This is a genomic window from Streptomyces sp. NPDC102490 (genome assembly GCF_044765285.1).
In the GTDB taxonomy this organism is placed as follows: Bacteria; Actinomycetota; Actinomycetes; order Streptomycetales; family Streptomycetaceae; genus Streptomyces.
Genome location: NZ_JBIWJU010000007.1, coordinates 77,040 through 97,915, shown reverse-complemented (window position 1 = coordinate 97,915; position 20,876 = coordinate 77,040). Strand labels below are relative to the sequence as shown.

Annotated in this window: 21 protein-coding genes; 9 read left to right on the top strand and 12 right to left on the bottom strand. The window is 71.9% G+C overall.

Features of this window, described 5'->3' with window-relative positions; translation table 11 throughout:
• Window positions 1-165: 165 nt before the first annotated feature.
• From ACIRGB_RS17415 to ACIRGB_RS17400, 4 genes are all read right to left on the bottom strand, one after another.
• The gene (locus tag ACIRGB_RS17415; RefSeq protein ID WP_403865129.1) at window positions 166-324 is read right to left on the bottom strand and encodes a hypothetical protein; all 159 of its coding nucleotides are present in this window, start codon (window positions 322-324) and stop codon (window positions 166-168) included.
• Window positions 325-366: 42 nt separating this feature from the next.
• Entirely contained in the window at window positions 367-1,320 is a 954-nt protein-coding gene (gene era / locus ACIRGB_RS17410) for a GTPase Era (RefSeq protein WP_059302590.1), read from the bottom strand.
• Between the two features lie 65 nt (window positions 1,321-1,385).
• Entirely contained in the window at window positions 1,386-1,739 is a 354-nt protein-coding gene (locus ACIRGB_RS17405; protein WP_403865126.1) for a cytidine deaminase, read from the bottom strand.
• A gap of 59 nt (window positions 1,740-1,798) precedes the next feature.
• Window positions 1,799-2,692, bottom strand: coding sequence for a helix-turn-helix transcriptional regulator (locus ACIRGB_RS17400; protein WP_403865123.1), 894 nt, complete (start codon window positions 2,690-2,692; stop codon window positions 1,799-1,801).
• A 104-nt stretch (window positions 2,693-2,796) separates the two neighbouring features.
• Between ACIRGB_RS17400 and ACIRGB_RS17395 the strand changes: the two genes are divergently transcribed.
• Window positions 2,797-4,254 (top strand): MFS transporter, encoded by a 1,458-nt coding sequence (locus ACIRGB_RS17395; protein ID WP_403865121.1) that lies wholly within the window; start codon window positions 2,797-2,799, stop codon window positions 4,252-4,254.
• Here ACIRGB_RS17395 and ACIRGB_RS17390 read toward each other — a convergent pair.
• From ACIRGB_RS17390 to ACIRGB_RS17360, 7 genes are all read right to left on the bottom strand, one after another.
• Window positions 4,216-4,587 carry an MmcQ/YjbR family DNA-binding protein gene (locus tag ACIRGB_RS17390; RefSeq protein WP_403865119.1) on the bottom strand — a complete coding sequence of 124 codons (372 nt, stop codon included), beginning with the start codon at window positions 4,585-4,587 and terminating at the stop codon, window positions 4,216-4,218. The genes ACIRGB_RS17395 and ACIRGB_RS17390 overlap by 39 nt on opposite strands.
• Window positions 4,584-5,888 (bottom strand): hemolysin family protein, encoded by a 1,305-nt coding sequence (locus ACIRGB_RS17385; RefSeq protein WP_403865117.1) that lies wholly within the window; start codon window positions 5,886-5,888, stop codon window positions 4,584-4,586. Before ACIRGB_RS17385 ends, ACIRGB_RS17390 begins: the two co-directional genes overlap by 4 nt.
• A complete protein-coding gene (gene ybeY, locus ACIRGB_RS17380; RefSeq protein ID WP_403865115.1) occupies window positions 5,885-6,382 on the bottom strand; it encodes an rRNA maturation RNase YbeY in 498 nt (165 codons plus the stop codon). Before ybeY ends, ACIRGB_RS17385 begins: the two co-directional genes overlap by 4 nt.
• 12 nt (window positions 6,383-6,394) lie before the next feature.
• Window positions 6,395-7,474, bottom strand: coding sequence for a PhoH family protein (locus tag ACIRGB_RS17375; protein WP_403865112.1), 1,080 nt, complete (start codon window positions 7,472-7,474; stop codon window positions 6,395-6,397).
• A gap of 105 nt (window positions 7,475-7,579) precedes the next feature.
• The gene (locus tag ACIRGB_RS17370; protein WP_403865109.1) at window positions 7,580-8,923 is read right to left on the bottom strand and encodes a GH1 family beta-glucosidase; all 1,344 of its coding nucleotides are present in this window, start codon (window positions 8,921-8,923) and stop codon (window positions 7,580-7,582) included.
• A gap of 57 nt (window positions 8,924-8,980) precedes the next feature.
• Window positions 8,981-9,247, bottom strand: coding sequence for a protealysin inhibitor emfourin (locus ACIRGB_RS17365; RefSeq protein WP_403865106.1), 267 nt, complete (start codon window positions 9,245-9,247; stop codon window positions 8,981-8,983).
• Between the two features lie 21 nt (window positions 9,248-9,268).
• Complete coding sequence (locus tag ACIRGB_RS17360) at window positions 9,269-10,339, bottom strand: M4 family metallopeptidase (protein WP_403865103.1); 1,071 nt, start codon at window positions 10,337-10,339, stop codon at window positions 9,269-9,271.
• Window positions 10,340-10,682: 343 nt separating this feature from the next.
• Here ACIRGB_RS17360 and leuA point away from each other — a divergent pair, with 343 nt between their 5' ends.
• Together leuA and ACIRGB_RS17350 are read left to right on the top strand one after the other, a co-directional pair.
• A complete protein-coding gene (gene leuA / locus ACIRGB_RS17355) occupies window positions 10,683-12,404 on the top strand; it encodes a 2-isopropylmalate synthase (protein WP_403865100.1) in 1,722 nt (573 codons plus the stop codon).
• Window positions 12,405-12,588: 184 nt separating this feature from the next.
• On the top strand, window positions 12,589-13,284 hold the full coding sequence (locus tag ACIRGB_RS17350) for a TerB family tellurite resistance protein (protein ID WP_403865097.1): 696 nt from the start codon (window positions 12,589-12,591) through the stop codon (window positions 13,282-13,284).
• A gap of 16 nt (window positions 13,285-13,300) precedes the next feature.
• Here ACIRGB_RS17350 and ACIRGB_RS17345 read toward each other — a convergent pair whose 3' ends face one another.
• Complete coding sequence (locus ACIRGB_RS17345) at window positions 13,301-13,846, bottom strand: GNAT family N-acetyltransferase (RefSeq protein ID WP_403865094.1); 546 nt, start codon at window positions 13,844-13,846, stop codon at window positions 13,301-13,303.
• A 252-nt stretch (window positions 13,847-14,098) separates the two neighbouring features.
• On the opposite strand from ACIRGB_RS17345, the gene ACIRGB_RS17340 reads away from it, so the two are divergent.
• From ACIRGB_RS17340 to ACIRGB_RS17315, 6 genes are all read left to right on the top strand, one after another.
• Window positions 14,099-14,872: an SCO2525 family SAM-dependent methyltransferase gene (locus ACIRGB_RS17340; RefSeq protein WP_403865091.1), complete on the top strand. Its 774-nt coding sequence runs from the start codon at window positions 14,099-14,101 to the stop codon at window positions 14,870-14,872.
• Window positions 14,873-14,955: 83 nt separating this feature from the next.
• Window positions 14,956-16,800, top strand: coding sequence for an SCO2524 family protein (locus ACIRGB_RS17335; RefSeq protein ID WP_403865088.1), 1,845 nt, complete (start codon window positions 14,956-14,958; stop codon window positions 16,798-16,800).
• A gap of 2 nt (window positions 16,801-16,802) precedes the next feature.
• Window positions 16,803-17,720, top strand: a complete 918-nt coding sequence (locus ACIRGB_RS17330) for an SCO2523 family variant P-loop protein (RefSeq protein WP_403866021.1) — start codon at window positions 16,803-16,805, stop codon at window positions 17,718-17,720.
• Window positions 17,717-18,682 carry an SCO2522 family protein gene (locus ACIRGB_RS17325; RefSeq protein WP_403865084.1) on the top strand — a complete coding sequence of 322 codons (966 nt, stop codon included), beginning with the start codon at window positions 17,717-17,719 and terminating at the stop codon, window positions 18,680-18,682. The genes ACIRGB_RS17330 and ACIRGB_RS17325 overlap by 4 nt, the downstream gene beginning before the upstream one ends.
• Before the next feature lies 1 nt (window position 18,683).
• Window positions 18,684-19,664: an SCO2521 family protein gene (locus ACIRGB_RS17320; RefSeq protein ID WP_403865082.1), complete on the top strand. Its 981-nt coding sequence runs from the start codon at window positions 18,684-18,686 to the stop codon at window positions 19,662-19,664.
• Between the two features lie 71 nt (window positions 19,665-19,735).
• Window positions 19,736-20,851, top strand: coding sequence for a hypothetical protein (locus ACIRGB_RS17315; protein WP_403865079.1), 1,116 nt, complete (start codon window positions 19,736-19,738; stop codon window positions 20,849-20,851).
• Window positions 20,852-20,876 lie beyond the last annotated feature (25 nt).

Genomic DNA, 20,876 nt, shown 5'->3' with positions numbered 1-20,876 from the left:
AGGCTGTGTCGATGTGCGGCTACCGCCGCGTGGCGGGGTGCCGGGCGGGGCGGGGGTGCGCCGACGGGCCGGGCGGCCGCTTCCCGCACCCGGGCTCGCTCAGGACCCGGGCCCGCTGAGGGCCCGGGCCCGCTGAGGGCCCGGGCTCGCAGTGCTCGGGGGTCCTCAGAACCCGAGCCGCCGCAGCTGCTCGGGGTCCCGCTGCCAGTCCTTGGCGTCCTTGACGTGCAGGTCCAGGCTGTGTCGATGTGCGGCTACCGCCGCGTGGCGGGGTGCCGGGCGGGGCGGGGGTGCGCCGACGGGCCGGGCGGCCGCTTCCCGCACCCGGGCCCGCTGAGGGCCCGGGCCCGTAGTGCTCGGGGGTGCTCAGAAGCCGAGTCGGCGGAGCTGTTTCGGGTCGCGCTGCCAGTCCTTGGCGACCTTGACGTGGAGGTCGAGGAAGACCGGTGTGCCGAGGAGTGCCTCGATCTGTTTGCGGGACTTGATGCCGACGTCCTTCAGGCGCTTGCCCTTGGGGCCGATGATGATGCCCTTCTGGCTGGGGCGCTCGATGTAGACGTTGGCGTGGATGTCCAGGAGCGGCTTGTCCGCCGGGCGGTCCTCGCGCGGGAGCATCTCCTCGACCACCACCGCGATGGAGTGCGGCAGCTCGTCCCGCACGCCCTCCAGCGCCGCCTCCCGGATCAGCTCGGCGACCATGACCTGCTCGGGCTCGTCGGTCAGGTCGCCCTCGGGGTAGAGCGCCGGGCCCTCGGGCAGCAGCGGGGTGAGGAGGTCGGCGAGCAGGTCCACCTGCTGGTTCGCCGTGGCGGACACCGGGACGATCTCCGCCCAGGTGATCCCCAGCTCCTTGCCCAGCTGGTCGACCGCGATCAGCTGCTCGGCCAGCGTCTTGGAGTCCACCAGGTCGGTCTTGGTGACGATCGCGACCTTCGGGGTCTTCCTGATCCCGGCCAGCTCCTTGGCGATGAAGCGGTCACCGGGGCCCAGCTTCTCGTTCGCCGGCAGGCAGAAGCCGATCACGTCCACCTCGGCCCACGTGGTGCGCACCACGTCGTTCAGCCGCTCGCCCAGCAGCGTGCGCGGCTTGTGCAGCCCCGGGGTGTCCACCAGGATCAGCTGGGCGTCCTCGCGGTGCACGATGCCCCGCACCGTGTGCCGGGTGGTCTGGGGGCGGTTGGAGGTGATCGCCACCTTCTGCCCGACCAGAGCGTTCGTGAGGGTGGACTTGCCCGCGTTGGGGCGGCCCACGAAGCAGGCGAAGCCGGCCCGGTGAACAGCCTCGGCCGGTTCTTCGGATGACTGGGTACGAACGCTCATGGCGCCCATTGTCCCTGATCCCCGGAGCCCCGCCGTACCACGGTCGCCCGCCGGGCCCGCGAGCGTCAGCCCGCGCTCACCGTGGCCCGCACCGTTCCGTCGGGCGAGGCCACCAGCACCGGGGTCCCCGGCCCGCCCAGGTCCCGCACCGCCGCCCGGTCCTCCGGCGACGCCGACCCGGACTCGGTCACCACGGCCGCCGCCTCCAGCGACCTCGCGCCGGACGCCACCGCCATCGCCACCGCCGTACGCAGCGCGCTGAGCCGCAGGGAGTCCAGGGCGACCGTACCGGCGACGTACGTACGGCCGGTCTCGTCGCGGACGGCCGCGCCCTCGGGCACACCGTTGCGGGCGCGGGCCGAGCGGGCCAGGGTGACGATCTTGCGGTCCTCGGGGTCGAGGTCGGGAGTCTCGGTCATGGGGTGAGCATACGGAGCCCCGCCGGACGCCCGCCCGCTCACCCCGTCACCCGCCCCGCTCACCCCGCCACCGGGTACATCGCCCCGCGCCGGCCCTCCGGCGAGGCCAGCCACTCCAGCTTCGCCGCGGTGTTCGCCTCGTCCAGCGGCGTGTGCATCACGATCGTCAGATCCGGCCGCGCCGGCACCTGGAGCGCCGTCGACTCCAGGCACAGCAGGCCGACCAGCGGATGGTCCAGCTCCTTGCGGATCTGCCCCGCGTCCTCGATGTCCCGTTCCTCCCACAGCGCGGCGAACTCGGCACTGGCCTCCTTCAGATCCGCCAGCACCTGCTGGAAACCCTCGTCGTCCGGGTTGGCCGCGCAGGTGGCGCGGAACTGGGCGACGACCGTGCGCGCGTTGTGCTCCCAGTTGCGGGCGCGGGACCGGTACAGCGGGTCGGTGAAGTAGTCGACGATGCAGTTCCACGTCGTCTCCGGCCGCATGCCCAGCACCATCGCCGCCGCGTCGTTGTACATCACGCAGTTGTAGTACCGGTCCATGATGTGCGCCGGATACGGCATCCACGTGTCGATCAGCCGCCGCAGCCCCTCGCACATGTCCCGCTTGGCCGGCTCCACCTCGGCGGCGGGCGGGTTCAGCCCGGCCAGCACGTACAGGTGGCGGCGCTCGGCGTTGCTGAGCCGCAGCACCCGGCCGACCGCGTCCAGGACCTGCGGGGAGACGGAGATGTCGCGGCCCTGCTCCAGCCACTGGTACCAGGACGCGCCCACCCCGGCGAGCACGGCCACCTCCTCGCGGCGCAGCCCCGGCGTCCGGCGCCGCGCCCCGCCGTCCGGCAGACCGACCTCGGCCGGGGACACCCGCGCCCGCCGGCTCATCAGGAACTCCCGCAGCTCGGCGCGGCGCCGGTCCCGGCCCGCGGTCCCGGTCCTCGTGATCACGTCCGGCACGTACGTACTCCCCCCGATAGCCAACCCGCCGGTGCCTGGTGGTGGCACCACCAGAACAATCGGCGTCTCCCCACAACTATTCCGGGGGCCCGAGGCTCATGTCCATGGCGATCGACACCACCCCGACTTCCCTCCCGGCCCCCGCGGCGGCGGAACCGTCCGCCCCACGGCTCTCCTCCCGCGACCGGCTCGTCCTGTTCGTGCTCTGCGCGGCCCAGTTCATGGTCGCGCTCGACTTCTCCGTCCTGAACGTCGCCCTGCCCGTGCTCGGCGCGGACCTCGGCATGAGCACCTCCGCCCTGCAATGGGCGGTCACGGCGTTCGCGCTGCCGTCCGGTGGGTTCCTGCTGCTCTTCGGCCGCATGGGCGACCTCTACGGCCGCCGCCGGCTCTTCCTCGCGGGACTCGCCCTCTTCGGCGCCGCCTCCCTGCTGGCCACCTTCGCCTGGGACCCGGCCTCCTTCCTCGCCGGACGCGCCCTCCAGGGCCTCGGCGCGGCGGCCATCGTCCCGACCGGCATGTCCCTGCTGACCACGACCTTCCCGGAGGGCCCCGCCCGCGACCGCGCCCTCGGCATCTCCGGCACCCTGCTCTCGCTCGGCTTCACCGTCGGCATGGTGGCCGGCGGCGTCCTGACCGACCTGCTGAGCTGGCGCTCCACGATGGGCCTGCTCGCCCTGTTCGCCCTGATCGTGCTGCCGCTGGCCCCGCGCCTGCTGCCCGAGTCGCGGACCCCGGAGCGGCCCCGCCTCGACGTGCCCGGCGCGGTCACCGTCACCGGCGGCCTGCTCTCCCTGATCTACGCCCTCACCACGGCCGCCGAGCACGGCTTCGGCCGCACCGACGTCCTCGTCGCCCTCGGCGCGGGGCTGCTGCTCCTGGCCGCCTTCGTGGCCGTCGAGTCCCGCACCCCGGCGCCGCTGGTCTCGCTGCCGATGCTGCGCCGCCGCACCGTGGCGTGGGGCAACCTGGGCGGGCTGGTCACCTTCTCGATGATGTCGACGGTGGTCTTCGTCCTCACCCTGTACCTCCAGGAGATCCTGCGCCTGAGTGCCTTCGAGACCGGCCTGGTCTTCGGCGTGCAGGGGGTGCTCTCGGTGGTGGCCGGTTCCTTCGCCCCGCGCGTCATCGGCCGCTACGGCGCCCGCCGCACCCTGGCGGGCGCGCTCGCCGGGCAGGGCCTGCTGGGGCTGCCGCTGCTGGCGCCGGGGGAGGGAAGCTGGTCCGTGGTCCTCGCCACCGCCGCGGTCTCGCTGGCCAGCATGTGCCACCTGGGCGCGATCATCTCCTACGGCCTGACCGTCACCTCCGGCGTCCCCGACGAGGAGCAGGGCCTGGCGACCGGCCTGGTCACCTCGACCCAGCAGGTCGGCATCACCGTCGGCATCCCGCTGCTCGGCGTGCTGGCCACCACCGCCGCGGACCTGCGCTCCGGCGTCCACACGGTGCTGTTCCTGGACGCGGCGATCGTGCTGGCGGCCGCCGTCCTGGTCGCGGTGGGGCTGCGGGTGGCCCGGGCGGGCTCAGGGACGGTCGAGGCGGAGCCGGTCGGCGCGCGGTAGACCGGCGACGACCAGGTCGTACGAGTCCTCGACGAGCTCCCGGACCACCCGGTCCGGGAGCCCGCCGTCGGGTCCGCCGGCCACCGTCACCGTGTTCCAGTGCCGCTTGTTCATGTGCCAGCCCGGGACGATCAGCCCCGGATGCTCGCGGCGCAGCCGGATGGCGTCGTCCGGGTCGCACTTGAGGTTGACGGTGAGCGGGCGCCCGTCCAGCGAGGTCAGCGCGAACATCTTCCCCAGCACCTTGAAGACCGAGGTCTCCGGGTTGAAGGGGAAGTCCTCCACCGCGGCGTTGAAGGACAGACAGAGGCCGCGCAGCTCCCCGGGGGTCATTCCGACACCGCCTCCTCGGCCGGCTTCGCCGCGGTGACCGGCTCCACCAGCACCGTCACGATCTTGTTCCGGCGGCCCGCGGCGGCCTCCGCCGTCAGCCGCAGCTCCCGGCCGTCCGGAAGCTCCACGATCGACGAGGCCCCGGCGATCGGGACCCGGCCCAGCGCCTTCGCGAGCAGGCCGCCCACCGTCTCCACGTCCTCGTCGTCGTACTCGTCCAGGCCGTACAGCTCGCCCAGGTCGCCGATGTCCAGGCGCGCGGTGACCCGGAAACGGTCCTCGCCCAGCTCCTCGACCGGCGGCAGCTCCCGGTCGTACTCGTCGGTGATCTCGCCGACGATCTCCTCCAGGATGTCCTCGATGGTGACGATGCCGGCCGTGCCGCCGTACTCGTCGATGACGACGGCGACGTGGTTGCGTTCCTTCTGCATCTCGCGCAGCAGGTCACCGGCGTTCTTGGTGTCCGGCACGAAGGACGCGGGACGCATCGCGGTGGAGACCAGGTCGCTCTCCGCGTCCCGGCTGATGTGCGTCCTGCGGACCAGGTCCTTCAGGTACACGATGCCGACGATGTCGTCCTCGCTGTCCCCGGTGACCGGAATCCGGGAGAAACCGGAGCGCAGGGCGAGCGTGAGGGCCTGCCGGATGGTCTTGTAGCGCTCGATGACGACGAGGTCGGTGCGCGGCACCATGACCTCCCGCACCAGGGTGTCGCCCAGCTCGAACACCGAGTGCACCATGCGGCGCTCCTCGGCCTCGATCAGGGACTCCTTCTCCGCGTAGTCCACCAGCGCCCGCAGCTCCGCCTCCGAGGCGAAGGGGCCCCTGCGGAAGCCCTTGCCGGGGGTGAGCGCGTTGCCGATGAGGATCAGCAGCGACGGGATCGGGCCCATGATCCGGGCCAGCGGCAGCAGCACGTACGCCGCCGCGGTCGCCGTGTTCAGCGGGTGCTGGCGTCCGATCGTGCGCGGGGACACCCCTACGGCGACGTACGAGACGAGGACCATCACCGCGATCGCGATGAGCAGGGCCTCGGTGGTGTGGGCGAACTCCCTCAGGCAGGCGTACGTGACCAGCGCGGCGGCCGCCATCTCGCAGGCGACGCGGACCAGCAGCGCCACGTTGAGGTAGCGCGTCGGGTCCGCGGCGACCTGGGCGAGCTTCTCGCCGCCCCGGCGCCCGGACCGGACCGCCTCCTCGGCACGGAAGCTGGAGACCCGGGCGAGACCCGCCTCCGCACACGCGGCCAGCCAGGCGACCACCACCAGGGCGACGGCGCCGGCGACGAGCGGGAGGCTCATGAGACCGTCGGGGCCGGGGACGGGCCGGTCAGGCCCCGCTCCGCACGCCAGCCGTCCACGATCGCGGCCTGGAGGCCGAACATCTCGGCCTTCTCGTCCGGCTCCTCGTGGTCGTACCCGAGCAGGTGCAGCACCCCGTGGACGGTCAGGAGCTGGAGCTCCTCGTCCATGGAGTGCTGCGTCGGCGCCTCGGCGCCCTGCTGGGCGGCGACCTCCGGGCAGAGCACGATGTCGCCGAGCAGCCCCTGCGGCGCCTCCTCCTCGTCCTTGGACGGCGGGCGCAGCTCGTCCATCGGGAAGGACATCACGTCGGTGGGACCCGGCAGGTCCATCCACTGGATGTGCAGCTGCTCCATGGCGCCGGCGTCCACGACGATCACCGAGAGCTCGGAGAGCGGGTGGATGCGCATCCGCGCGAGCGCGTAGCGGGCGATGTCGAGGATCGCCTGCTCGTCGACCTCGGTTCCGGACTCGTTGTTGACGTCGATCGACATGGTCGTGCTGGTCTACTTCCCCTTGGCCTTGGCACCGGGTCTCGGTGTCCGGCCGCCGTTGTGGCCGCCGTTCTCGGTGCCGTTCCTGCTGTCGTACTGCTCGTAGGCGTCGACGATACGGCCCACCAGCTTGTGCCGGACCACGTCGTGCGACGTGAGCCGGGAGAAGTGGACGTCCTCGACGCCCTCCAGGATCTCCTGCACCTGCCGCAGACCCGACTTCGTGCCGCCGGGCAGGTCGACCTGGGTCACGTCACCCGTGATCACGATCTTCGACTCGAAGCCGAGCCGGGTGAGGAACATCTTCATCTGCTCGGGGCTGGTGTTCTGGGCCTCGTCCAGGATGATGAACGCGTCGTTCAGCGTGCGGCCGCGCATGTACGCCAGCGGCGCGACCTCGATCGTGCCCGCCGCCATCAGCCGCGGGATCGAGTCCGGGTCGAGCATGTCGTGCAGCGCGTCGTACAGCGGGCGCAGATACGGGTCGATCTTCTCGTACAGCGTGCCCGGCAGGAAGCCGAGCCGCTCCCCGGCCTCGACCGCGGGGCGGGTCAGGATGATGCGGTTGACCTGCTTGGACTGCAGGGCCTGCACCGCCTTGGCCATCGCCAGGTAGGTCTTGCCGGTGCCCGCCGGGCCGATGCCGAAGACGATCGTGTGCTGGTCGATCGCGTCGACGTACCGCTTCTGGTTCAGCGTCTTGGGGCGGATCGTGCGGCCGCGCGAGGACAGGATGTTCTGCGTGAGCACCTCGGCCGGGGTCTCCTGGCCGTCGCTCTCCCCGTTCTCGCTCGCCCTGAGCATGGCGATCGAGCGTTCCACTGCGTCCTCCGTCATCGGCTGCCCCGTGCGCAGCACCAGCATCATCTCGTCGAACACGCGCTGTACGAGGGCGACCTCATGGGTGTCGCCGACGGCGCTGATCTCATTGCCCCGGACGTGGATGTCGGCCGCCGGGAAGGCCTTCTCGATCACGCGCAGGAGGGAGTCTCCGGAGCCCAGTACGGTCACCATGGGGTGCTGGGCGGGGACGCTGATCTGTGCTCTCGCCTGCCCCTGCGCGGGGGCGTGGCCTGAGGGTGTCTGAGTCATGGGCCGGCGCTCTAGGCCTGCTCGTCCTCCTCTGCGGCGTGCGCCGCGTGACGGGTGTGTCTGCTGACTCCAGCGTACGACTCCCCGCCGACAGCACCGAGGGGTTTATCCGACCGGGCCCCGCCGCTGCTCGGCCAGCAGCTCCCGGAACCAGCCGTAGGACGCCTTGGGCGTGCGCGCGAGCGTGGTGAAGTCCACGTGGACGAGTCCGAAGCGGCGGGCGTACCCCTCGGCCCACTCGAAGTTGTCCAGGAGCGACCACACGAAGTAACCGCGCGCGTCCACGCCCGCCTCGACCGCCCGGTGCAGGGCGCGCACGTGCCCGTCGAGGTAGGCGATGCGGTCCCGGTCGTCGAGGCCCTCGTAGGAGCAGCCGTTCTCGGTGATCATGACCGGCGGGAGGCGGTCGCCGTAGCGGTCGCGGAAGCCGGTGAGCAGTTCCGTCAGCCCCTCCGGGACCACGGGCCAGCCGAAGTCCGTCCGCGGCCTGCCCTCGATCTCGCGCACCGAGAAGGGCAGTTCGGCCGGGAGCGTCACCCCGCCGAACTCGATCTCCGCGCCCCGCGGGGCGCCCACCCGGGTCGGCGCGTAGTAGTTCACGCCGTACCAGTCCAGCGGCTCGGCGATGATCTCCAGGTCGGCGTCGACGTCCTCGGGGGAGCCGGGCATCAGCTCGCCGATGCCCTCCGGGTACCGCCCGGTCAGCAGCGGGTCGGCGAACATCCGGTTCAGCAGGAGGTCGTAGAAGTCCGCCGCCTCCCGGTCGGCCGGGTCGTCCGAGGCGGGCCAGGTCGGCCCGTGCGAGTTGGCGATCCCGACGTCCGTGGCGCCGGACGCGCGCAGCGCCCGTACGGCCAGGCCGTGGGCGAGGAGCTGGTGGTGGGCGGCCGGGAGGGCGTCGAACAGCAGCTCGCGCCCGGGGGCGTGGACGCCCAGGGCGTGGCCGAGCAGGGTGTGCTCGGCGGGCTCGTTGAGGGTGATCCACGTGCCGACCCGGTCGCCGAGGCGCCCCGCGACGACCGACACGTACTCCGCGAACCGGGCCGCGGTGTCCCGCTCCAGCCAGTCCAGGCCGGCCGGCAGGTCCCAGTGGAAGAGCGTCGGCACCGGGCGCACGCCCGCCGCGCACACCTCGTCCACCAGGCGGTCGTAGAAGTCCAGGCCGCCGGGGGAGCCCACCCGGGGCCAGGAGACCGAGAAGCGGTACGCGTCCACGCCGAGGCCGGCGAGCAGGGCGACGTCCTCGCGGTAGCGGTGGTAGTGGTCGCAGGCCACCGCCGCCGTCGAGCCGTCCTTCACCCGGCCGGGCTCGGCCGTGAAGGCGTCCCACACCGACGGCCCCCGCAGCTCGGCCGCACCCTCGATCTGGTGCGCGGACGTGGACACGCCCCACAGGAAGCCGTCCGGGAACCGCGGCATCGGGTCCGCCGGCATCGCGTCAGTCGCCATGCGCGGATCATCCGCACCCCCGGTGAGGGAAGTCAACGCCCGTGCACGCGGGCGGCGTTACGCACCCTCCTTCAGTACCCGGGAGATCAGCGTGCGCTGCTCGTCGGTGAGCCGGGGATCGGCGGCGTACACCGTCCTCCCGTCCACCGTGAGCTGGTAGCCGAACCCGTCCGGCACCCCGACCGGCGGGGTGCTCCGGCCGTCGGCGACCGCCCGCTCGGCCAGGGCGTGCCACTCGTCCGCGTCGGGGCGTCCCGCGGTCTCGACCTCCGCGTGGCGTTCGATGCCCGCGAAGCCTCCTGTGCGCCTCACCTGAATCCGCATGGACCCGTGTCTAGTACGGAACTACGCCGTCCGCACCCCGACCCGCTCCCACGCCTTGCGGACGGCCTCCAGTTCGTCCGCGTCGCCGTAGCGCTCCCGGGCGGCCTTCAGCGTCAGCGCCGCGAAGTCCGCGAACAGCGCGTCCTCGGCCAGCTCGCCGCCGGTCAGCACGTCGTACCAGATCTGCCCGGCCCGCTCCCAGGCGTGCCCGCCGAGCGCGGTGGCGAGGAGGTAGAAGGCGTGGTTGGGGATGCCGGAGTTGATGTGCACGCCGCCGTTGTCGCGGCCGGTGCGCACGAAGTCGTCCATCGTCGCGGGCTGCGGGTCCTTGCCGAGCACGTCGTCGTCGTAGGCCGTGCCCGGCGCCTTCATGGAGCGCAGCGCCTCGCCCGTCACGCGCGGGGCGAGCAGCCCGGCGCCGATCAGCCAGTCGGCCTCGGCGGCGGTCTGGCCCTGCGCGTACTGCTTGACGAGGGAGCCGAAGACGTCCGACACCGACTCGTTCAGGGCGCCGGGCTGGCCGTAGTAGGTCAGGTTGGCGGTGTGCTGGGTGACGCCGTGGGTCAGCTCGTGGCCGATCACGTCCACGGCGATGGTGAAGTCGAGGAAGATCTCCCCGTCCCCGTCGCCGAAGACCATCTGCTCGCCGTTCCAGAACGCGTTGTTGTACTCGCGGTCGTAGTGCACGGTCGCGTCCAGCGGCAGGCCCTGGCCGTCGATGGAGTCGCGCCGGTACGCCGCGAGGTAGTGCTCGAAGGTGGCGCCCAGGCCCGCGTAGGCGCGGTTCACGGTGGCGTCCTGGCCGGGCTCCTCGCCCTCGGCGCGCACCTGTCGGCCCGGCAGGTCGGTGCCGTGCCGGGCGTCGTAGACCGTGCGCTGCGGCTTCCCGGCCTCGGCGCCCGCGCGCGGGGCCACGGAGGGGGCGCCGACGACCGTGGTCAGACCGCGGCGGGTGCGCTCGAGGGCGTCGCGCTGGAGGGTGCGGCGGGCCGGACCGGCGAGCACCGGGTCGTCGTTCCGGGCGAGCCGGTCCAGGACGTGGGGCGGCACGATGGTGCAGAAGACGGGCTGGAAGCCCCCGTATGTCGTCATGTCCGGCACTTTCGCACTGTGTGACCGGACTGTCACCACCCGCAACCACGATTGGTGCACAACGGTGCGAAGCTGTCCCCGCAGCCGGACCGGGAGTGGTATACGGCACTTTTTGTCCCGGTTGTCCCCGCGGTCCCGCATACTGATACGGACCCGCGTGACCCGCGTGACTCGGCTAAGGTGCTGGGCATCATGCGATTCGGGCTGCTTCTCCTTAGCTGCCGCGGCGAGGGCCTGTAGAGGCCGACTCCCTCCCCGCGGAGCTTGGTGGTGCCGTCGGCCGTCCTTCCGGACACGCGGACACCGCCGAGATCCGCGGACATCACGAGGAGCCCACGCCATCATGGCCAACCGCCAGCAGCCCAGCCCCATGCCGACCGCCAAGTACCGCGGCTACGAGCAGGTCGACATCGCCGACCGCACCTGGCCGAACCAGCGGATCACCACCGCTCCCCGCTGGCTCTCCACCGACCTGCGCGACGGCAACCAGGCCCTGATCGACCCCATGTCGCCGGTCCGCAAGCGCGCCATGTTCGACCTGCTGGTCAAGATGGGCTACAAGGAGATCGAGGTCGGCTTCCCGGCCTCCGGCCAGACCGACTTCGATTTCGTGCGGTCCATCATCGAGGACCCGGACGCCATCCCGGACGACGTCACCATCTCCGTACTGACCCAGGCCCGCGAGGACCTGATCGAGCGCACGGTGGAGTCCCTGAAGGGTGCCAGGCGGGCCACCGTCCACCTGTACAACGCGACCGCCCCCGTCTTCCGCCGGGTCGTCTTCCGCGGCTCGAAGGACGACATCAAGCAGATCGCCGTCGACGGCACCCGCCTGGTCATGGAGTACGCCGAGAAACTGCTGGGCCCCGAGACGGAGTTCGGCTACCAGTACTCGCCGGAAATCTTCACCGACACCGAGCTGGACTTCGCCCTGGAGGTCTGCGAGGCGGTGATGGACACCTACCAGCCCGGCCCCGGCCGCGAGATCATCCTCAACCTGCCCGCCACCGTGGAGCGTTCCACGCCGTCCACGCACGCCGACCGCTTCGAGTGGATGGGCCGCCACCTGTCCCGCCGCGAGTACGTCTGCCTGTCCGTCCACCCGCACAACGACCGCGGTACGGCGGTCGCGGCGGCCGAGCTGGCGGTCATGGCCGGCGCGGACCGCGTCGAGGGCTGCCTGTTCGGGCAGGGCGAGCGCACCGGCAACGTCGACCTGGTCACCCTGGGCATGAACCTGTTCTCCCAGGGCGTCGACCCGCAGATCGACTTCTCCGACATCGACGAGATCCGTCGCACGTGGGAGTACTGCAACCAGATGGAGGTCCACCCGCGCCACCCGTACGTGGGCGACCTGGTCTACACGTCCTTCTCCGGCTCCCACCAGGACGCCATCAAGAAGGGCTTCGACGCCATGGAGGCCGACGCGGCCGCCAAGGGCGTCACCGTCGACGACATCGAGTGGGCGGTCCCCTACCTGCCGATCGACCCCAAGGACGTCGGCCGCTCCTACGAGGCCGTCATCCGGGTCAACTCGCAGTCCGGCAAGGGCGGCATCGCCTACGTCCTGAAGAACGACCACAAGCTGGACCTGCCGCGCCGGATGCAGATCGAGTTCTCGAAGCTGATCCAGGCCAAGACGGACGCCGAGGGCGGCGAGATCACGCCGACCGCGATCTGGGACGTCTTCCAGGACGAGTACCTGCCCAACCCGGACAACCCCTGGGGCCGCATCCAGGTGGCCAACGGGCAGACCACGACCGACCGCGACGGCGTCGACACCCTGACCGTCGAGGCCACGGTCGACGGCACGGAGACCACCCTGGTCGGCACCGGCAACGGCCCGATCTCGGCGTTCTTCCACGCGTTGCAGGGCGTCGGCATCGACGTACGGCTGCTGGACTACCAGGAGCACACGATGAGCGAGGGCGCCTCCGCGCAGGCCGCCTCCTACATCGAGTGCGCCATCGGCGACAAGGTGCTGTGGGGCATCGGAATCGACGCGAACACCACGCGCGCCTCGCTGAAGGCCATCGTCTCCGCCGTCAACCGAGCGGCTCGCTGACCAGCCGAATCAGCGGTTTGAGGTCCCGCCCGCCGGAAATCGGTGGGCGGGACCCCGTCATATACCGGCCATATATCTGTGATGGTCACGGAAAGGTCTCGTCCTGGGTACTGACGCCACGTCGGTGATGTGGCTAACATCACGCCAGCGCGACGATGCTGTCGCGCCGTTACGGAGGTGCGACGTGCTGCCTGGACAGGGACGAACCAGCCGAGCTGCCCGGCTGCCACGCATCCTGGGCACCCGCACCGCGTGGACGCCCGTGGGCGACGGCGAGTTCTTCTGCCCCGGCTGCGGCGGCGACCGCAACTACACGCGGCTCACCGGCCGCCGCCGCTTCACCCTGCTCGGCGTGCCCGTGCTGCCCCGCGGCGAGTCCGCGCCGACCGTCGAGTGCGCGGCCTGCCGCCGCCACTACGGCACCGACGTCCTCGACCACCCGACCACCACCCGCTTCTCCGCGATGCTCCGCGACGCCGTCCACACCGTCGCCCTCGCGGTGCTGGCCGCGGGCGGCACCGGCTCCCGCACCGCGCTGGAGACCGCGGCCGTCGCGGTGCGCGCGGCCGGCTTCGAGGACTGCACCGAGGACCAGCTGCACGCGCTCGTCGAGGCGCTGGAGGCGGACACCGGCCGGGTCCGCGGCGAACCCTGCGTGCCGGGCCTGGCGATAGAACTGCACGAGGCGCTGGACCCGCTGGCCCCGCACCTCGCCGCCGTCGGCCGCGAGTCGATCCTGCTTCAGGGGGCCCGCATCGCCCTGGCCGACGGCCCCTACACCCCCGCCGAGCGCGACGCCCTGGCCACCGTCGGCGCGGCCCTGACCCTCTGCTCCGACGACGTGACCCGCCTCCTGGAGTCCGCGGGCACGCCCTCCTAGTCCGGCTCGGTCCGGCTCAGTCCGGCGCGAGGTCCAGCCGCATGATCTGGCGGTGCATGCCCGGCCCGAAGTAGTCCGGACGCAGACCGCCATCGGGTTCCTCGGGGCGGAAGCCCAGGGAGCGGTAGAGGAAGATCGCGGCGAGGTTGGCGGGTTCCACGGTGAGGCGGACCACCTGTACGCCGTCCCGGCGCAACCGGCTCAGGACCTCCCGCATCAGCTCCCGGCCCAGCCCGTGGCGGCGCCGGTCCCGGGTCACGCACAGCCCGAGTATCCAGCTGTCCGCGCCGAGCGTGCGGGTGGCGGCCAGCACGTAACCGCGCAGCCGGCCCGTGCCGTCGTCGAGGACCAGGAAGTGCTCCTCGTACATGTCGAAGAGCTGGCGCAGCAGGAACCCGGGATAGGCGAAGTCCTGGAAGACCTCCTCGTCCAGCCGCCGCAGCTCCGGCAGGTCGGACTCCCGTGCCGTGCGCAGGTCCAGTGGCAGGTCGTCCGGTGGCAGACCGGGGCGGGTGAGCCGGTCGTCGTGGTCGAGGGAACGTTCCAGCGGTTCGGCGGTCATGCAACCCCCTGGTCAGACTGCGTCAACTCGTGGACACCCGCCCCGCTCACGATCGAGTGATGGACCCATGTGGCGGCCGGTGTCGGCTTCTGGCTAGAGTGAGCGCCCAACTTCCCTCATGCAAGGGCGAGTTCGGGTGTGCGACCATGCGCCCGACGTGCGCCCGGCGGATGAGGATGGCGTATTCACCCGCTGTTGCGTAGTGGCCGTGTCACTTACCGTGAACGGTAGTGGGGGTTTGTCCAAAATCGAATGGAACGTGGCAGGGTGACTATGGATCGCAACGCCGACGCGCCGTGGTCGAAGTTCGATCCAGAGGTGTACGTCGACAACAACTACCGGACACCTCTCGAAGTGGACCTGCTGATCGTCCGGTTGATGCGCGACTACTTCACCCGCTGCTTCGCGGGAGCCCCCCCGCGCTCCGCGCGCGGCATCGACGTCGGCGCCGGGGCGAACCTGTACCCCGCCCTGTCCATGCTGCCCTGGTGCGAGGAGCTGCTCCTGCTGGAGTACGCCCACCCGAACGTCGAGTACCTGGAGAAGCAGGTCGCTCCCGCCGGGTACGACATCGCCTGGGACCCCTTCTGGGACGTGCTGCGCGAGGTTCCCGCCTACGCCGCCGTGGAGCCCAGACCGCGGGTCAGCGAGATCGTCGGCGTGGAGCGCGGCAACCTGTTCGACCTGGCGGGCGGGGACCGGCGCTGGACGCTGGGGACCATGTTCTTCGTCGCCGACTCCATGTCCGAGGCGCCCGAGGAGTTCCACCGGGGCGTGCGCTGCTTCATGAACGCGCTCGGCGGGGGAGCGCCGTTCGCCGCCGCCTTCATGAAGGAGTCCGTCGGCTACCGCGTCGGCGCACACGACTACCCGGCCTACCGGGTGAACGAGGAGACGGTCCGACTGAGCCTGGAGCCGTTCACCGCGGAGCTGGAGATCCACGATCTGCACCACTCGGTGCGGCCGGGGCACGAGGGCATGCTCCTCGCCCTGGGACGGCGCAATTCGGCGATTGCCGCCCCGTAGGAACGGGGACATGCTCAACGGGGACCATCGCAACGGGGACATGCCGAACACAGGGCAACGAGGTCTGTACGAGGGGTGCGGGGATGCAGATCAAGCCACGCCAGCACCTGCTGGACATCTGGCAGGCCATGGCCCGTCATTCGTTCGACGACGGCAAGCTGGTCCGGGGGGATACCGACGGACTGAGCAGCGTCGCGGACGCCGAACGCCTGCTGTGCCTGCTGTATCCGGCCACCGAGGTCCCCGCCTTCCGGCTCGACCAGCCGGACACCACCGAACGTGACGTCCTGCGCGCCCTCGACCGGGTCGGCAGCCGGCTGGAGATCCCGCCCAACCTGATCGCCGCGCTGACCCAGTTCATGCGCACCCACACCGGCACGGACGACAGCCCCACCTTCTCCGGCGGCCACTACTTCCGCCCCTCCGAGCCCGGCGGCACGGTCAGCCACGAACAGCGCCAGCTGGGCGTGGTCGACTCCTACTCCATGTCCGTCACGCTCTGCCTGGCCACCCTCGGCTTCCTCAAGGTCTACGAGGGCACCACCACCCGGCCCGAGGTCCTGAAGGCCATCGCCGAGCTGCGGGAGGCCACCAACGCCCGGCTGACCTCCGCGATGGTCAGCCTGCTGCGGTCCTTCTCGGTGAACGTCTTCGACTCCGAGTCGGAGCAGGGCAAGCGGCTGATCCAGGTCATCGGCCAGGGCGGACAGTCCGACCGGATCGTCCTCCAGCAGTTCTCCCGCCGGTTACGCCCGCTGCGCGCCACCATCATCGAGAGCCTGTCGAGAGGCATCCAGGTCGACGAGGGCATCCGCGACGAGAGCCAGCTCTTCGAGTGCGGCTGGGCCTGGGGCATCGTCAAGGACGCCCCGAAGATCACCGACCTGACCGTCGACGTCCCCGGCCAGCCCGACGGCATCGCCGACCGGCTGCCCTACGTGTACTTCACCGTCGTCGCCCTCGACGGCATCCAGGACCTGTTCTCCGATCGCACCCTCACCCTCGGCCTGCTCGACGAGGACCAGCAGAAACTCGCCGAGATGCTGCGCCTGCGCTGGGAGCTGAGCCAGCAGTACTGGTCCGCGATCGCCCGCTTCGGCGGCGAGCGCTGGCCCCTGGAGGACCTGCCCTGGCAGACCACCGGACTGCGCCTGGAGTCCGAGTACTTCTCCCTGACCGTCGCGGCCATCCTGGTCCACGACCTGGTCCGCCGGAAGGCGACCGACGACGACCTGACCCGCACCGTCGCCATCATGGAGCGCCTCGCCGACCGGGGCCGGGTCACCAGCCGCATGACCAAGAGGGACCCGACGCTCCTGCTGCACACGCCCGGCGTCACCATGCCGCTCGCCGGGTCCGAGCGCGCCGGCGGTCAGCTCCTGTGGCGGATGACCGACTTCTCCGCCCAGCTCCTCAAGCGGATCATCCAGCTCGCCGAACTCTCCCGGAACATCGGCGCCCAGGACCGCCTGCTCCGCCTCGCCGAGCAGTCCTTCGAGCACCTGTGGAAGCGGCGCATCGACGAGGACGAGGGGGCCGGCCTCTGGGACAACATCCAGGCCGTCTACCCCGACGCCAAGGACGCCGGACTGCGCCTGTCCTGGAGCATCACCGAGCGCGTCACCGAATGCCTCGTCGCCGCCCGCATCCTGTACGAGCAGGAGCCCATCCGCAGCCCCGAACTGGCCGAACTGGCCCGGGAACTGCTCAGTGAGGCTACCCACCTGTTCGGCCGGGAGCAGCTGGAGGCGTCCACCGCCGCCGACGGAGCCAGAGCCAGGGCCATGCGGAGCATCGAGAGCCGCCTCGACCACGCCCGCAGCCTGGTCGACGAACGGCCCGCGACCGCCTTCGCGCTGGCCCTGCCCGTGCTCCAGGAACTCGACACCCTGGCCCAGGCCAGGGGCGCCGCCGCCCAGGAGGTGTGAGCGTGCTGGTCTTCGCCGCCTCCGACAAGGGAGGCACCGGACGCTCGGTGACCAGCGCCAACCTGGCCTACCAGCGCGCCCTCACCGGTGACCACGTGGCCTACGTCGACTTCGACTTCGGCTCACCCACCGCCGCCGCCGTCTTCGACGTGCCCAGCGCCCTGCGCGGCACCGAGGAGCGCGGCCTGCACTCCTACCTGGAGGGCGAGACCGCGGAACCGGTCCGCATCGACGTCTGGCGGGAGACCGAGCACCCCCTGCTGCGCGCCCGCCCCAACCAGTCCGGCCGCCTGGTGCTGTTCCCCGGCGACGCGGGCGGCGGCGAGTTCGCCACCGGCGAGGAGGCCCTGGAGCGCTGCGTCGACCTGCTGCTCAAGCTGAACGGCGAGTTCGACGTCACCTTCGTCGACCTCAGCGCGGGCCGCAGTTACGCCGTCGACATGGTCCTCGACGCCACCGCCCACCCCCGGATGCGCAACGTCCCCTTCCGCTGGCTGGTCTTCCACCGCTGGACCCGCCAGCACGTGATCGCCGCCTCCGGCCTGGTCCACGCCGAGCACGGCATCATCGGCGGCGGCGTCGAACGCGGCCACGACGAGGACGCCCTGCGCGCCGCGATCCGCTTCGTGCGGGCCGCCGTGCCGGACCCCGAGTCGCCCCTGTGGGCCCAGGGCTCGACCGCCCAGGCCACCTGGATGCAGGCGTGCGACGAGGCGCTGCGCCGGCTCGCGGCCGAACAGCGCATCGGCGACAGCGTCGTCCTCGGCATCGTGCCGCTGGAACCCATCCTCCAGTGGCAGGAGCAGCTGATCACCGAGGAGGACGTGCTCTCCACCCAGATAGCGAACAAGGAGACCCTGGAGGCGCTGGAGGAGATCGCCCGGCGCCTGACGGACGACACCCACTGGGGGCGGCTGTGACGGAGCCCGTGTTCCGCGAGACCGCCGCCGAGCCGCGCACCCAGTCCGTGCCGCTGGCCCACCTCTCCGTGGAGCTGGGCCACCTCTACATGGAGGACTTCGAGGCCGGACCGGAGCGGCTGCGCGCGCACTTCGCCGAAGTACGGCCCTGGGTGGAGGCGGCCCGCACCGCCGCCACCGCCCGGGCCGGCGGCAAGCGGGCCCGGATCAGCACCTGCTTCCTCATCGACGACTACTTCACCCGCTTCTCCACCCCCGCCGAGGTCGTCCCCATGCTCCTCGCGGAGGCCGAGCGGGCCGGGCTGGGCGTCGACTACCTGGCCCGCGAGTCCGGCTGCGCCGTCACCGGCAAGGTGCCCGTCGCCGAGGCGGTCGCCGCCCGCATCGTGGAGTCGCCGCCGCCCGGCAGCTACGGCCTGCGCCCGCCCGCCGCGCAGACCGGCTGGCTCGCCAACGGCGAACGCAGCCCCGTCGCCCGCGCCCCGCAGGCCATGAAGCGCGCCGCGGCCTGGCAGCCCCCGCACGAGACCGCGGCCCGCCGCCACTCGGTCTTCCTCGACGTCGAGCTGTGGAGCGACGACGCCGACGGGCAGCGCCTGTGGTCCTGCCCCTTCCTCGCCGCCGTGTGGCAGCTCGCCCGCCTCGGACTCCTGCGCACCGAGGGCGAGGCCGTCCTCGCCCCCCAGCCGCACACCGCGACCGGCTTCCCCGACACCTGGGACGAGCTGCCCACCCTGCTGAAGCTCAACGAGCGCGCCGACCCCTTCGCCGCCTACCGCACCTGCTCCGTCCTGCCCACCCGGTTCCTCCCCGTCGAGCACGCCGTCCGCGTGATCCTCGACCAGATCGAGGTCGACCCGGGAGCCCTGGCGCAGGTCGCCGACCGCTCCGGGAAGGAACGCATGCCCGTCCCCGACTCGGTCGCCGACCGCATCTCCTACGTGTACTACTCGGGGCCCTGACATGGCGCCGCGGCAGAGCACCCCGCCCGCCGTCCTCGCCTGCGGCGAGATCCGCACCTGCCTGCTGCCCGCCCGGCAGGCCCTCGACATCCGGTCCGCCGCCCAGCTCCTCGGCCTGCGCGCCGACGAACGCGTCCTGCTCTCCGAGCGCCCCGGTCTCTACGCGCGTTCCCCCGAGACCCTCACCGGCGTCGACTGCCCCCTGCCCAGCGCCAACGGCGCCCGCGTCCGCGCCGTCGGCACCGTCACCGCGCACGCCGCGCTCACCGAGGGCCGCGTTCTACAGACCTCCGCGCACTGCCGCCTGCCCGGCACCGGCCCCGACCAGCGGCGGCCCTGGGGCGAGTACCTGGTGCGGCCCGGAGTCGTCGAGCCGCTCGGCAGACTCCCGCACGAGGCGGTCGCGCAGGGCGTCCTCGGCGGCCCGCGCCACGGCGACCTCGACGTCGGACTCATCGCCGACGGCCTGCTCACCCGGGTGCTGCGCCACCCCCTGCTGGACCAGCGCCCGCCCTTCCGCTCCCGCCCCACCCGGCTGCGCTGGGCGGCGCTGCCCGCGGCCCCGGGCGAGGGCCCCTCGCTGGAACGGTTCACCCTCGCCGAGGACGAGCTGCGCACCGTACGGCTGCGCGTGCCCGAGGGCACCACGGGCGCCGACATCGCCGCGCTCTGCGACGACCTGGCCCTGCACGACTGGCTGCTCACCACCGTCGTCCGGATGCTCGACGGCCTCCGGCTCGGCGCCGGAGCCGCCCACGACGCCGGTGCCGTGGTGCGGACGCTGCGCCCGGCCGTGGACCACCTGCTCCACCTGTGGATGCCCGGCGCCCGGGTCGGCCGCGAACTGGCCGCGCTGTGGGACCCGTTGGAGGCACAGCCCGGCTTCACCCGGCAGTGGCAGGCCCTGGTGCAGCGCATCCGCGACCAGCTGACCCTGCACGCCATTCCCGCAGCCCACCGGGAGGTGGAACCGGCTCCCTGACCGAGCCCCGCCGTCCGGCACGCACATCCCCGCACGATCCGACGCGTATCCCAACGGGGGGAGAGAGCGAGATGAGCACGGCACAGTCACCCCGACCCGACGACACGCCCCGCACGACCAACCCGATCGACCCGAGGGGGGAGTCCCCCTGGGCCCGCATGCTGCTGGTCGCCCTGGTCGTCGGCGGCCTGTTCTGGAGCGTCGCGGCCCTCATCGACCCCGACGACGGCACCCTGCGGCAGTTCACGGCCGCCGTGCTCTGCGCCGCCGCCGCGCTCACCGTCCAGTACGTCCTCGGCCTGGCCCCGCGCCCGGCACCGGGCCGGCTGGAGGAGCACACCCGGCGGGTGGAGGACGCGCTGGCCGAGAACACCGCCGCCGTGCGCGACGGTCTCAGCCGGTACGACACCGAGCTGAAGTCGGGCCTGACCCGGCACACCGAGGACGTCAAGCAGCTGGTCGAGACGCATGTCACCCAGGTCGACCACCGGTCCGCCGAGGCCGCCCGCCGGCTGGACCCGGTCCGCATCGACAGCGTGCCCGACCTGGCCAAGGGCTTCGCCGACGTCCTGCTGCCCAGCCCCTCCATCCTGCACACCTTCGTCCACCTGGAGATGTCCCGGGTGGTCGGCCACATGGCGGACCTCACCAACCTGAGCGCCGAGTGCCCCGGCGAGAACCACGACTGGATGCTCACCCTCACCAAGGCCGCCGAGCAGTCCATCCTCGCCACCAGCACCTCCGTCGACCGGGAGTTCTGGACCAGCGAGCCCGCCGGGCGCTACCTCGACGCCCAGCAGGCGGCCATCGACGAACAGGGCGTCGCGGTGCGCCGCCTGTTCCTGCTGGAGAGCGCCCGCGAACTCGACGACCGGCTGCTGCGGCTGTGCGAGGAGCAGGAGCTGCGCCGCATCGACGTCCGCGTGGCGGTCCTGCCCGAACTGCCCCCGCACCTCCAGCGCGGCACCACCAACGACTTCATCCTCTACGACGAGGAGGTGTCGTTCGAGATCGAGCAGGACCTGCGCGACGTCAACGTCCGCACCCGGCTCACCGCGCGCCAGGACTACGTACGGGACCGGCTCAAGCGCTTCAGGGAACTCTGGGACGCCGGCATGGGCCTGCGCGAACTCGAGGTGCGCGTCGACGACGAGGAGGACGGCAACTGGATGGTCGACCGGACCTGACCGCCGCCGTACTCCCCGGGGAGTA